Below are 13057 nucleotides of genomic sequence, written 5' to 3'. Positions count from 1 at the left end.
GGGTCACCAGCGGAACTTTCCGGCGCCCGGCACCCAGTTGAGCTGCAGGGCCCGGAGCGCCGCCGTCAGGTTCGCGCCCGCCGCCTCGCAGGTCCGCCGGACGGGGTCGGGCACGACGGGCAGGATGGTCAGGCCCGCGCGCTGACGCGACGGCAGGTACTGCACGCCCAGACTCACCCCGCGCAGGCAGGCGGGCGGCGGGCCCACCAGGAAATCCGCGTCGCGGATCAGCTGGATGACGTCCGCCTCCGGCACGGGCCTCAGCCCCCGGGCGTCCACCCAGCCGAAGGCCGTGCGCTGCTGACACGACCCGGCGCGGCACCACTCGCGGTTCAGCACCAGCAGCGCCCGGTTCCCCTGGGGGTAGGTGGCGGCCCGCAGGGTCGTGAAGGTGCGGCCCCCGGCCTCCACGCTGCTGCCGCGCCAGTCGAGGAAGCTGTGCTCCTCGTCGGTGACCTGCGTGGCGAACAGGTTCTGCGTGGCCGTCCAGTCGAGCCGCTCCCGCCGCGCCAGGGCCAGCAGGGACGTCTCGCCCGGCAGCGACTGGAAGCTCTGGACAAAGAGCTGCGCGCCCCGCGCCGGGCTGAGCGCGCCCGGCTGGGCGGCTGCGGTACCCGGCAGGGCCAGCAGGACAGGCAGGAGGGCCAAGGCGTGAGGACGCACGCGCCCCAGTGTGCCTGATCCTCCCGGCGCGGCGCGCTGCACCCGCCGGGGAGGAGGGGGGACGCTCGGCCCCCGGCTGCACAGGGCGACCCGCCCCGCCTGGACGCGCCCGTATGCTGGCGGCGGTATGCGCGTCGTTCTGAAACTCGGCACCAGCGTCCTCACGGCAGGCACGGACCGCCTGCACCGCCCCCGCATGGTGGACCTGATCCGCACCCTGGCCGCCGCCCGCGAGGCCGGGCACGAGGTCGTGCTCGTCACGAGCGGCGCGGTCCTGGCCGGCTGGGAGGCGCTGGGCTTCCCGCCGCGCGACCGCACGCTGGCGGAAAAGCAGCTGCTGGCCGCCGTGGGGCAGGGCCGCCTGATGCACACGTACGCGCAGCTGGCCGACCTGTACGGCCTGCCCGTGGCGCAGGTGCTGCTCACCGCCGACGACTTCCGGGACCGCACGCGCTACCTGAACGCCCGCACCACCCTGGACACCTGCCTGGCGCGCGGCGTGATGCCGGTCATCAACGAGAACGACGCCGTGGCGCTCGAACAGCTCAAGGTCGGCGACAACGACACCCTCTCGGCGTTCGTGGCGAACCTCGTGGAGGCGGACCTGCTGGTCATCCTGACCGACGCGCCCGGCCTGTACACCGCCGACCCGCGCCGGGACGCAGGCGCCACCCTGATTCCCGTCGTGGAGCGCGTGACCCCCGACGTCTGGGCGCGCGCCGGCGGTGCGGGGTCGCACCGGGGCACCGGCGGTATGCACACCAAGATCCAGGCGGCCGAGATCGCCACCCGCGCGGGCACCCCGGTGGTGGTCGCGCCCGGCGACGCCCGCGACGTCCTGACCCGGCTGCTGGCCGGCGAGAGCGTCGGCACGCGCTTCCTGGCCGCCGGGTCCCGCCTGGAGGCCAGGAAGCGCTGGATCCTCGCGGAGATCGCCGCCGGGAGCGTCACCCTGGACGCCGGGGCCGCCCGCGCCGTGTCCGAGCGCGGCGCGAGCCTGCTGCCCGCCGGGATCACCGGGGTGCAGGGCCGCTTCGGGCGCGGCCACACCATCCGCCTGCTGGGCCCCGACGGCACCGAACTCGCGCGCGGCCTGACCCGCTACGCCTCGGCGGACCTGCTGAAACTCGCCGGGCAGCACTCCAGCGCCACCGAGGGCCTGCTGGGCTACACCTACGGCCCGGAAGCCGTGCACCGCGACGACCTCGTGCGGCTGTGAGGGCGGGCGCCGCGCGGTGAGCCCCGCCTCTATACTGCCGGGCGTGCTGGCCCTGCTCGCCTCCCAAGCTCAACTCACCGACCCGGCCGGAGACGCCCGTGGCGACGGCGGGTACGTGTTGCCCACCCGCCCCCCCTTCACGGCCGAGATGCTCGACCTGCGCGCCCTGAGCACCAAGGGCACCCCGCAAGGGATGCAGTTCACGGTCACGTACGGCCAGCTGGGCAACCCCTGGAACGCCCCGGGCGGCTTCAGCGCCGGCGTGACCGACATCTTCGTGAAGGGCGCGCTGGGTGGTCAGGCGACCCTGGGTGACCTGGGCCTGCGCACCAGTGGCGGCGGCTGGCAGTACCACCTGCGCGTCTCGCCGGGCGGCAGCACCTTGACCGAGGTGGACGCCCAGGGCCGGGAACGCCCGCTGGCCACGCCGACCGTGCAGGTGTCCGGCACGAACCTGATCGTGCAGACCGCCGTGCCCGAGGGCCGCTACGGCTACTGGGTGACGAACAGCGTGTACTCCCCGCTGACGCGCGACGGCGTGCTGCGCCCCACGACCACACCGGGCTCCACGGCCCTTCAGGCGGGCCGCGCCGACGCGCCGGTCCCGGTGGACGTGATGGCCGCGCCCGGGGATACCCAGGCGTACACGCGCGGCACCCTGGCCCCGGTGGGGGAGACCCGTGACCTCGTGGGAATCGGGCTGCTCGCGCTGGGCGGCGTGGGCCTGCTGATCACCGTGATCGCCACCGTCGCCGTCTGGCGGCGACTGAATGCGCGCGTGAGGCCGTGACGGCCCGCCCGGCCCTGCCCGCCCCGCTGCTGATCCTGGCCGCCGCCGTCCTGTGGGGCCTGCTGGGCATCCTGGGCAAGCAGGCGCAGGCCGCCGGTCTGGACCCGCTGGAGGTCGCGTTCTGGCGCGCCGCGCTGGCCGGGACGCTGTACGCCGCTCACGCCGCCGTGATCCGCGCCCGCCTCCCGCGTGGGCGTGACCTGCTGATCACTGCCGCGTTCGGCGTGGCCGGCGTGAGCATCTTCTACGGCTCGTACCAGCTGGCGGTGCGCGCGGGTGGGGCCAGCCTCGCCAGCGTGCTGCTGTACACCGCGCCCGCCTTCGTGGCCGTGATGGGCTGGGCGTTCCTGCGCGAACGCCTGGGCGGCCGTGAACTCCTGGCCGTGGCGGGCACGCTGGGCGGCATCGCCCTGATCAGCCTGGGCGGCGGGCAGGGCGTGACCGTCACGCCCGCCGCGCTCGCCTGGGGCCTGACCGCCGGGTTCACGTACAGCCTGTACTACCTGTATGGCAAGGCGTTCTTCACCCGCTACGAGCCGCCCGCACTGCTCGCGGTGGCCCTGCCGGTGGGGGCCGTGGTCCTGCTGCCCTTCGTGACCTTCACGGAGAAGACCCCCGGCGCGTGGGGCAGCCTGGGCGCGATCGCCGTGTTCAGCACCTACCTCGCGTACCTCGCGTACTCCTGGGGCCTCAAGCGCCTGCCTGCCACGCGCGCCAGCGTGATCGCCAGCCTGGAGCCCGTCGTGGCCGCCTCACTGGCCGCCCTGCTGTTCGGCGAGCGCCTCTCCGCGCTGGCCCTGCTGGGTGCTGCCCTGGTGATCGGCGCGGCGCTGCTCCTGAGCGTGGGGCCCAGCGATACCGAACGCCACCCGCCAGCCGAATGATCAGACCGGCGGACTGATCAGGGCTGCTGGTCGAGCGTGAAGTCCCACTCGAACGAGCGGCCCCACGGCAGCGCCGCGCCGCTAAGGGTGTAGCTGTCGCCCACCCGCAGCGGGAAGAACCCGCCGGCCAGCCGCATCAGGGCTTCCTGCGCCTGCGGGGTGTTCAGCTGCGCCTCCGGGATCAGCCTGCGTAGCTGCGCGCGGACCTCCGAGCTGTAGATCACGTCGTTGGCGAACTCACGGGCCAGCAACGCGTCCTGCCGGACCGGATCGGCCCCCCGCGCCAGTTTCGCGTGCGCCAGGGCCGTCCCGAGGTTGTTGCCGGGTGTGCCCCACGCCGCCAGCGCCTGAAGGTTCGCGTGCTGGCGCAGCGTGCGCAGATCCGACCAGAAGCGCGGGTTGCCCAGATTCACCTGCGCCACGTCCGCCACCGCGACCCGTCCGGCGCGCAGCAGACTGCTGACCCGCAGGGCCGCGCGGCGCGGGTCGCCGCCGTTGAACACGAACAGCGTCAGGTCGGCCCGACCATCCACCACCTGAAACCCGCTGCCCTGCGCGTGATTGGTGGCACTCTGCGTCAGGGGAATCCCCTCGTACTTCATGACCTGCTGCGCCGCGTCGGGGTCGCTGTACTCCACGCGCACCGTCGCCGCTTCCGGGGCCAGGGCGCGGGCGGTCAGCATGGACAGCACCTCGTCCGCACCGGGGTACACGCGCACGTTCGCCGGGGCGTCCTTCGCCAGCGCGGCGCCCTCCTGCGGGGCGGGACTGCCGGGCAGCGCGTCGTCCCAGGTGACGTCCAGTTCCTTCAGGCGGCCCTCGCGCGCCCAGCCGATCACGGCACGCACGACCTCCAGGTTACGCGCGCGGTCGGTGGCGTCCGGTTCGCGCGGCAGCGTGATGAACGCGTACACCGGCTGGCCCGTCCGCTCGGTCCAGGTGCGCAGCGGATCCAGCCGCGCCAGGGCTTCCTGTGCCGTCAGCGGGCTCGTGCGGGACTGCACCAGCCCGCCGTACGCCAGGGCGTCCAGGGACACGATCAGCGGCCCCGTGCGCGGCTGGGCGTCCAGCCACGCGCCCAGCGCCGCCGGGTCCGCGCCGCGCGCCGCGGTGCCCAGCAGCGCCGCGTCCGGCACGTGCAGCGCGTCGCCGCGCAGGCCCCCGATCAGGGCGGGCAGCACCCGCGTGGCTGGGCGGGAATCCAGGGGCAGCAGCGTCTGCGCGTCCGCCGCGCCCAGCAGCGCGAGGGGCATGAGGGCCTTCAGGAGGGAAGAGGTGCGGCGCATCGTGCCCCGACCCTAGCGGCCACCCGTGAGGACCCGCTGGGTGTTTCATGGAGTCCACGGCGGGCTCTGTACGCGGGCATGCCACCTGTCCCGGGTACAGGCGGGTAGCCTGAACCTCATGAAAGCCAGTGACCTGTGGCGACTCGCGTGGCGCGGCCTGACCCGCCGCCGGGTACGCACCTTCCTGACCGCGCTGGGCATCACCGTGGCGGTCGCCAGCATGGTGATCTTCCTGTCCCTGGGCGAGGGCATCCGCAAGGTATTCACCAGCGAACTGGGCGGCATCGGCCCGGACATCCAGGTGAGCCTCACGCCGCTCTCGCAGGGCCTGGCGCTGCACCCGAACCTCCCGCAGGACACGGTCAAGCAGCTCCAGGCGCTCGCGCCGGAACTGGGCCTCCAGACCGTCACGCCGGTCGTGATGGCCGTGCGGGGCGGCCTGGACCCCACCCAGAGCGTCGTGCTGTACGGCCTGCCCGCCAGCGGCGGGATCGGCGCGGTCTTCCCGAACACGGCGCTCGCCCAGGGCCGCCTGCTGCTGCCCGCCGACGAGCAGACCGGTGCGGCCGTCGTGGGCGCCAAGGCCGCGCAGAACCTGCGCCTGGGCCTGGGCAGCACCCTGAACCTCAACCGCCGCGCCAGCGTGAAGGTCGTGGGCGTCCTGGCGCCGCAGTCCGGGCTGGTGGACAACTTCATCTTCATGCCGTTGACGCCCCTTCAACGCAGCGAGGGCGCCGAGGGCCGCGTGTCCCTGGTCGCCGTGAAACTGAACGATCCCCGGCAGGCCCGCGCGGTCGCCACGAGCATCAGTGACCGCCTGAACCTGGAGGCCGCCACGCAGTCGGACTTCCTGAGCTTCATCGAGCGGGCGCTGCGCATCAGCGACGCCGTGCGCTTCGGGATCTCCCTGATCGCGCTGATCGTGGGTGGGCTGGCCGTCGCGAACACCGTCATGATGGGCGTCTTCGAACGCACCCGCGAGTTCGCCACGCTGCGCGCCATCGGGGCGCGGCCCGCGTTCGTGCGCGCGCTCGTCCTGACCGAGTCGCTGCTGCTCTCGCTGGTGGGTGGCGTGGGCGGCGTCCTGCTGGGCCTCGTGGGCATCGTGATCGTGAACCTGTACACGCAGCAGCTCGCCGGGATCGACGCGGCGGCCCTCACGCCCCGCCTGACGCTTCTGGCACTGGGCATCAGCTTCCTGCTGGGGCTGCTCTCGGGCCTGCTGCCCGCCCGGAACGCCAGCCGCCTGAGCATCGTGGGCGCCCTCGGGAGGGTCTGACATGACCGCCATGACCACGCCAGCCAGCACTGCGGCCATTACGCCCACCCTCAGTGTTCACAACCTGTCGCGCGTGTACCCCAGCGGGGACGGACAGGTGCAGGCGCTGGCGCCCTTCACGCACGCCTTCCCGCCCGGCCTGACTGCCGTCGTCGGGCCCTCGGGCAGCGGCAAGAGCACCCTGCTGAACCTCCTGGCGGGCTTCGACACGCCCACCACCGGCCACGTGCAGGTCGGCGACACCGACCTCACCGCCCTGAGTGAGACCAGCCGCGCCGACCTCAGGCTGCGGCACTACGGTTTCGTGTTCCAGAACCACAACCTCGTGAGCATCCTCAACGCGCAGGAGAACGTCGAATTCCCCCTGACCCTGGCGGGCCTGCCCCCCGCGAGCGGCAGGCCCGCGCCCGCGAACTGCTGGCCCTCGTCGGCCTGGAGCGCCGCGCCGACCACCTGCCCAGCCAGCTGTCCGGCGGGGAGGCGCAGCGCGTCGCCATCGCCCGCGCACTGGCCGGAAATCCGGGCGTGCTGCTGGCCGACGAACCCACCGGGAACCTCGACACCCGCACCGGCGAACGCATCCTGGCGCTGCTGCGCGGCGCGGCCGACGCAGGCCGTACGGTCGTGCTGATCACCCACGACCGCGACATCGCCGCGCAGGCCGACCATCACCTCAGCGTGCGTGACGGCGTGGTCACGCCCGGCTGACCACACAAGGAAGCGCGGCCCGGATGAGCTGTCCGGGCCGCGCTCACTGCTTCCTGGTCAGGGGGCGGTGCCCACGCGGGTCTCGCCGTCGCGCAGCCACAGGGGGCGGCCCTGCGCGTCCCGCAGGCGCACCACGACCTGCACGGTCTCGCCCGGCTGCACGCCCGCACCGGACCGGCCGAACGCACTGCCCTGCGCGCCCGATGCGCGCAGCGGGGACTTCCACAGGTCCGTGCCGCTCACCACGAACACCCCGTCCAGCCGCAGGGCCGGCAGGGCGTCCCGTGAGTTCAGGCGCACCTTCACGCCGAAGCCGCCCGCGCCACTGGCGGACGCCGAGTCCAGCGTCACGACCTGCCCGCCCACGTTCAGCGCCGTCGGGGCACTCAGCAGGTCGCCCACCGACGGCGGCACCGCCGGTGAGAACCCACAGGCCGCCAGCAGCAGCGGCAGGCACAGCGCAAATCGCTTCATGAGAGGAGTGTACCTGAGAAGCCCCCGGGAAGGGTGAACACCTGACTCACGGGCCGTTCACCCCCGCGCGCTAGCCCGCGCCCCGCGGCGGCCTACCAGCCGAGATCCGGGGCCGTGACCACCCGGTCGGCCGGCTGATCCGTGAGCAGCGTGTACGACAGCGTGTAGGTGCCGGGAATCACCCGCGTGAGCACGATCGCGTCGCCCTCCAGGCGCGGGTTCAGGTTCGCGAGGCTGGGCCCCTGCACCTGCAGCGGGCCGCGCACCGCCGGCTGCGCCCCGGCGGCCGGGAGGGGGTCGATCAGCCGCACGTTCTCCAGGGTGCTGTCCACCGTGAACACCAGCGTCACCACGTACCCCTGGCCCTGCGGGGCGGCCTCCACCGCCTTGGACAGGCTGGCGCGCGCGCCGCCCTGCACGTTACGGGTCACGTTCGCGCCGCCCGGGTTGCGTACCCGCGCCTGCCCGGTCGTGCGCAGCCCCACCGGGTCGAGCACCGCCTCGGCGGTGTCACTGCGGCACACCCGCACCGGCACCTTCAGCCGCAGCGGCAGTCCCTGACTGAAGTCGCCGTTCGCCTCCAGCGGATAGTCGGTCGTCCAGCCGGTCGGCAGGTTCAGGCTGAGCTTGCCGGGCAGGCGGTACGGGAAGTCCGTCTTCGCCAGCGCCGTCAGCTGCGTCACGTCGCAGACGTTCAGGATGTCCGGCGAGGTGACCAGCGTCACGTCCGTCAGCACGCGGTACTCGATGGTCACGCGCTCGGTGCCGCTGTCGGTCACGCGGCCTGCCGGGGGCGGCGTGACCGTGCTGCCCGGCACCGCCGTCGGGGTGACCGGGTAGTCGCCCGGCGCGAGCGGCACCGTCGTGGGCGTGCTCAGCGTCTGCCCGCCCACCTGGAACGGCACGCCCGTCAGCGGGATGCGCTGCCCGGCGTACAGCGCCACCGCCTCCACCTGGAGCTGCCCCTGTGGCGGGCGGGCCACGAAGCGGATCTTCGTGAAGCCCGGCTGGTAGCGCACCTCGGTGGGCGAGACGATGTTGCCCGTGCCCTGGATCAGGGTGCTGCTGACGGGCACGTACCCGCCGGGCAGCACCGGGCGCACCACCGCGTCCCCGACCAGCGCGTACGACGCGCCGGGAATCGGGCGGCCCTGCGGGTCCACGACGTCCACCAGCAGCTGGTTGGCGATCTTGGCGCCGCCCGGCACCACGAAGCCCCCCACGCTGCCCGTGATGGGCTGGTCGTTCAGGCGGAACGAGAAGCGGATCGCGTTGCTGTACTGCTTCGTGGTCCTGAGCACCCGGATGTACAGCTGCCACTCGCCCACCAGCTCGGGCGTGATGCGGAACGCGTCGGTGGCCGTGCGGCCGTTCTCGCTGGGCGTGAGGTTCACGCGCGCCCCGCCGGGCTGCACCGCCCAGATCTCGGCCTCCTGCGCGCCGTCCACGTCGTAGTTCAGCAGGCCCAGAGTCCTGCCCACCCAGTCGGCGGTGACGTTCACGCGCGCGGCCAGCAGCGCGTTCTCGTCGGTGGAACGGGCGTTCACGCTGAAGTCGCTCGTCTCCAGCCGGAAGGGGTCCGCCACGCGCAGCGCGAACGAGTTCTTCCCGTTGCCCCTGCTGGTGACCTTCAGGGTGTACGTCCCGGCACCCAGGCCGCCGCTGAACAGGCTGTCCCAGGTGTGCTCGCGGTTCAGGCTGAAGCGCCGCTCCAGCACCGTGCCGCCGGGGCCGGACAGCGTGAAGGTCGTCTCGAAGGGCTCGTTCTTCGCGTACAGCTCATCCCCGAAATACCCCTCGGCGCGGCGGCCATCCACGTAGTCCGCGAGGTTGAAGGTGGGGGAGTAGACCTCCAGTCCCAGGGGTTTGCCGGCGTCCTGCGCGGACACGCGGATCACGTAGGTCTCCTGCGCCTGCGGCCACTTGTCCCCCACCGACACCAGCGGCAGGGTGCCGCCGGTCTGCGCGGCGGCGGGCGCGGCGAGCAGCAGCAGGCCACTCAGGACAGCGAGGCGGACGGGAACGGCACGGACAGTCATCGGTAAGCTGGGCATCGCTGAGAAAAAGCATACAGGCCCGTCCCGGCTGGACACCTGATCCCCACCGGGCGGTCCCTGGGGGTAGCATCGCGGGCGATGACCCTCGCCGCCCGCGCCCACGCCCACCTCTCCGAAGCTGCCCTGCACGGCAACCTCACCCACCTGTCCCGCCGCGCCGGGGTGCCGCTGCTGCTGCCCGTCAAGGCCAACGCCTACGGGCACGGGCTGCGCGAGGTGGTCACCCTGGCCGCCCGCCACCCGGACGTGTGGGGCCTCGCGGTCGCCACGCCCCGCGAGGCCGCGCAGGTCGCCACGCTGAACACCGGGCGGCCCGTGCTGCTCCTCACACCCCCTGCCCCCGCCGAGGTGCCCGTCCTGGCCGACCTGGGCGTCCGGCTGCCCGTCGCCTCGCTGGCCGAGGCCGACGCCCTGCCCGCCCACGCCCGCGCGCACCTGAAGGTGGACACCGGCATGAACCGCCTGGGCGCCCGCCCCGAGGAGGCCATCCGGGTCGGCACCCGCCTCGCGGAACGTGGCCTGCTGGAAGGCGCGTACACCCACTTCGCCACCGCCGACGAACCCGACCTGAGCTTTGCGCACGAACAGCTGCGCCGCTTCCAGACCGTGCTGGACGCCCTGCCCGCCACGCCCGAGCCCCTGCTGGCCCACGCTTCCAACGGCGGCGGCATCCTGTCCTTCGGGGCGCTGCCCGGCATGCGCCTCGCCCGGCCCGGCCTCGCCTCCTACGGCTTCGCCCCCACACACCTGCGCGACGTGCTCCCCCTGCGCCCGGTCATGACCCTCACCGCGCAGGTCACGCACCTCCACACCGCCCACACCGGCGAGACCGTCAGCTATAACGGCCTGTGGCGCGCCCAGCGGGACACGCAGGTCGCCACGGTCGGCATCGGTTACGCCGACGGGTACCCCCGCAACGCCACTGGCCGCGCCCAGGTCCTCGTCGCGGGCCAGCGCCGCCCCGTCCTGGGCCGCATCTGCATGGATCAGCTCATGGTGGACGTCACCGGCCTGACCGTGCAGGTGGGCGATCCCGTCACCCTCTGGCAGCAGCAGGGGCTGACCGTCACCGACGTCGCCGCCTGGGGGGACACCATCGAATACGAGGTCCTGACCGGGCTGGGCGACCGCATTGAGCGGCGCGTCGCCCCCTGAAGGCTGTCCTCACCCGAGATCTGCGGCAGCGGGGCCACCGGAGGACATCCCGGTGGCCCCGCTGCCGCCTGACTCAGAAGAAGCGGCTGACGTCCCGGACGACCACGAAGGCCATGAGGAGCATCACGAACGCGAAGCCCGCGAAGTTGATCGCCTGCTCCTGCTGGAAGGTCAGCGGGCGGCCCCGCAGCGCCCCCACCAGCGCCAGCACGATACGCCCCCCGTCCAGGCCGGGAATGGGGATCAGGTTGAAGAACGCCAGGGACAGGTTCAGCAGGATGGCGACCTGCACGAGCGCCCAGGGACTGACGGCGGCGGCGCGGGAGACGATCTCGGCGGTGCCGATGGGCCCACTGACGTTCTCGTCCCGCGTGAAGTTCAGGGTGAAGAAGCGCTGGAACAGCCCGGCGAAGGATTTGATGACCTGCGGGACGGCCTCACCGGTCACCTGCCACGCGCGCACGAACGCCGCGCCGACACTGACGGGCTGTACGTCCGGTGCGTAGCGGATGCCCAGCAGCTGTTTCTGGCCGCCGACGGTGGGGGTCCAGTCGAAGCGCACGTCGCGGGGCTGCCCGTCGCGCACCACCGTGAAGGTATGCGGCCCGGCTTTCGTGAGCACGTCCCGCACGCCCTCCCACCCGGCCACCGTCTGCCCGCCGACCTGCGCGGTCTCCGGGATGTCCTGCCCGTCGATGGCGGTGATGACGTCCCCGACGCGGAAGCCCAGCGTCTGCGCGCGGCTGCCGGCCACGACCTCCTCGATGCGGGCGCGGTCGGGCACAGCCACGCCCTGCGAACTGAACGACACGGTCATCAGGCCGATCGCCAGCAGCAGGTTCGTCAGCGGCCCGGCCAGCAGGATCGCCACCTTGCCCCACACCGGCAGCGCCGCGAAGCCGCGCGTGGGCTGCCGGTAGCCGCCCTGCCCGTCCTCCTCGGGGGCCATGCCGTCGATCTCCACGTACCCGCCGATGGGCAGCAGGCTCAGGCGCCACTCGGTGCCGCGCCACTGCCGCCGCAGCAGCACCGGGCCCATGCCGACACTGAACGAGTGCACGGCCACGCCCTGCCGCCGCGCCAGCGCGTAGTGCGCCAGTTCGTGCAGGAACGTCGCCACGCCGATGATCAGCACCGTCCACAGCAGCCCCAGCGGCGTCAGGGCCGCCGCGATGCCCTGCACGACATTCACAGGGCCTCCGATGGGACGGCGGGGTTCAGCCGTGCCATCCGAGCGGATGCGAGTGGGAGCAGGACGGGCACCGGACGTGGAGTTCGTCCTTCGGCGACCTCCCGGAGGGCGAACGCAACAGACGGTGTCCGTCTCACGCGCGTACCCCGCTGCCGGCGAGTTCCTGCGCGCGGGTGCGGGCCCACGCGTCCGTCTCGGCCAGCGTGTCCCAGGTCAGGGTCCCGGCAGGCGTGTCGTCCAGCACCCGTTCCAGCAGCCTGGGGATATCCGTGAAGCCGATCTGCCCGGCCAGGAAGGCGTCCACCGCCACCTCGTCGGCGGCGTTCAGCGCGACCGGCAGCAGCCCCCCGGCTTCCCCGGCGCGGTACGCGAGGCCCAGGCACGGGAAGCGGTCCAGGTCCGGTTCGCGGAACTCCCAGGTGCCGCGCATCGGCCAGCCCAGGTGCGTGCCCACCTCGCGTCCGCGCCGCGCGCCGCGCACGTCCCCGGGGCGCGTCATGCCGGTCGGCGCGGCGTCCACGGCGTACGCGATGGGCAGGCGCATGTCGGTCGGGCCGAACTGCGCTTTCAGGCTGCCGTCGCGGAAGCGCACCGCCGCGTGGATCAGGCTCTGCGGGTGCACCACCACGCCCACCTGCGACAGCGGCAGGCCGTACAGGCTGGCGCACTCCATGACCTCCAGCCCCTTGTTCATCAGAGTAGCGCTGTCGATCGTGACCTTCGGGCCCATGCTCCACGACGGGTGCCGCAGGGCCTGCTCGGGTGTCACGCCGCTCAGGTCGGCGGGGCCCTCGCGGAACGGCCCGCCGGACGCCGTGAGGATCACCTCGGCCACGTCCGCCATGTCCTCACCCGTCAGGCACTGGAACACCCCGGTGTGCTCGGAATCGATGGGCACCACGCGCCCGCCGCCCACGGCTGCGGCCTCCCACATCAGGTGCGCGGCCGTCACCATCGCCTCCTTCGTCGCCAGCGCCACGGCCTGCCCCCCCTCCAGCGCCGCGCGGGTGGGCGACAGGCCGATCAGGCCGCTCATGGCGTTCACGACCACCCCGGTCGGCACACTCGCCACCTCGGCCGGGTCGGCGATCACGCGCACGCCCGGCAGCGCCTCCCGTGCCTGCGCCAGCACACCCGCGTCCACGCTGACCAGTCCGGGCCGGAACTCCCGCACCTGCGCGGCCAGCAACTCCACGTTGCGCCCGGCCGCCAGCGCCGTCACCCGCCAGCCGCGCTCCCGCGCCACGTCCAGCGTCTGCGTGCCGATGCTGCCCGTACTGCCCAGCACCGCGATCCCGCGCCCTGCACCCTCGGAAAGACTCATCCCCCGCATGCTAGACGACGCGGGGG

The 13057-nt window shown here is 73.2% G+C and carries 11 protein-coding genes and 1 pseudogene; 6 read left to right on the top strand and 6 right to left on the bottom strand.

Features of this window, described 5'->3' with window-relative positions:
• Positions 1–3: 3 nt before the first annotated feature.
• Positions 4–663 (bottom strand): hypothetical protein, encoded by a 660-nt coding sequence (locus AUC44_RS09635; protein WP_157445275.1) that lies wholly within the window; start codon positions 661–663, stop codon positions 4–6.
• Positions 664–790: 127 nt separating this feature from the next.
• On the opposite strand from AUC44_RS09635, the gene proB reads away from it, so the two are divergent.
• The 3 genes from proB to AUC44_RS09620 are packed head-to-tail and all read left to right on the top strand — an operon-like array spanning position 791 to position 3556.
• Complete coding sequence (gene proB, locus AUC44_RS09630) at positions 791–1882, top strand: glutamate 5-kinase (protein WP_062158428.1); 1092 nt, start codon at positions 791–793, stop codon at positions 1880–1882.
• A gap of 43 nt (positions 1883–1925) precedes the next feature.
• Positions 1926–2672 (top strand): glucodextranase DOMON-like domain-containing protein, encoded by a 747-nt coding sequence (locus tag AUC44_RS09625; RefSeq protein ID WP_231724408.1) that lies wholly within the window; start codon positions 1926–1928, stop codon positions 2670–2672.
• The gene (locus AUC44_RS09620) at positions 2669–3556 is read left to right on the top strand and encodes a DMT family transporter (protein ID WP_062158427.1); all 888 of its coding nucleotides are present in this window, start codon (positions 2669–2671) and stop codon (positions 3554–3556) included. Before AUC44_RS09625 ends, AUC44_RS09620 begins: the two co-directional genes overlap by 4 nt.
• Positions 3557–3573: 17 nt before the next feature.
• Here the strand turns inward: AUC44_RS09620 and AUC44_RS09615 are convergent, their stop codons facing one another.
• Entirely contained in the window at positions 3574–4809 is a 1236-nt protein-coding gene (locus AUC44_RS09615; protein WP_157445273.1) for a DUF4127 family protein, read from the bottom strand.
• 151 nt (positions 4810–4960) lie between these two features.
• Between AUC44_RS09615 and AUC44_RS09610 the strand changes: the two genes are divergently transcribed.
• Together AUC44_RS09610 and AUC44_RS09605 are read left to right on the top strand one after the other, a co-directional pair.
• Positions 4961–6121, top strand: a complete 1161-nt coding sequence (locus AUC44_RS09610; RefSeq protein ID WP_062158425.1) for an ABC transporter permease — start codon at positions 4961–4963, stop codon at positions 6119–6121.
• 10 nt (positions 6122–6131) lie between these two features.
• A pseudogene (locus AUC44_RS09605) lies at positions 6132–6829 on the top strand (ABC transporter ATP-binding protein).
• Positions 6830–6886: 57 nt separating this feature from the next.
• On the opposite strand, the gene AUC44_RS09600 reads toward AUC44_RS09605, so the two are convergent.
• Both AUC44_RS09600 and AUC44_RS09595 read right to left on the bottom strand, forming a co-directional pair.
• Positions 6887–7303 carry a hypothetical protein gene (locus AUC44_RS09600; protein ID WP_062158424.1) on the bottom strand — a complete coding sequence of 139 codons (417 nt, stop codon included), beginning with the start codon at positions 7301–7303 and terminating at the stop codon, positions 6887–6889.
• Positions 7304–7395: 92 nt separating this feature from the next.
• Entirely contained in the window at positions 7396–9342 is a 1947-nt protein-coding gene (locus tag AUC44_RS09595) for a hypothetical protein (protein ID WP_231724407.1), read from the bottom strand.
• 96 nt (positions 9343–9438) lie between these two features.
• On the opposite strand from AUC44_RS09595, the gene alr reads away from it, so the two are divergent.
• A complete protein-coding gene (alr, locus tag AUC44_RS09590) occupies positions 9439–10515 on the top strand; it encodes an alanine racemase (RefSeq protein ID WP_062158422.1) in 1077 nt (358 codons plus the stop codon).
• A 73-nt stretch (positions 10516–10588) separates the two neighbouring features.
• Here alr and AUC44_RS09585 read toward each other — a convergent pair whose 3' ends face one another.
• Both AUC44_RS09585 and dxr read right to left on the bottom strand, forming a co-directional pair.
• A complete protein-coding gene (locus AUC44_RS09585; RefSeq protein ID WP_062158421.1) occupies positions 10589–11707 on the bottom strand; it encodes a M50 family metallopeptidase in 1119 nt (372 codons plus the stop codon).
• Positions 11708–11840: 133 nt separating this feature from the next.
• A complete protein-coding gene (gene dxr / locus AUC44_RS09580) occupies positions 11841–13031 on the bottom strand; it encodes a 1-deoxy-D-xylulose-5-phosphate reductoisomerase (protein WP_062158420.1) in 1191 nt (396 codons plus the stop codon).
• Positions 13032–13057 lie beyond the last annotated feature (26 nt).

Source organism: Deinococcus actinosclerus (assembly GCF_001507665.1).
GTDB classification, from domain to species: domain Bacteria; phylum Deinococcota; class Deinococci; order Deinococcales; family Deinococcaceae; genus Deinococcus; species Deinococcus actinosclerus.
The sequence above is the reverse complement of the archived record's forward strand: the minus strand, read 5'-3'. Positions and strand labels throughout refer to the sequence as shown.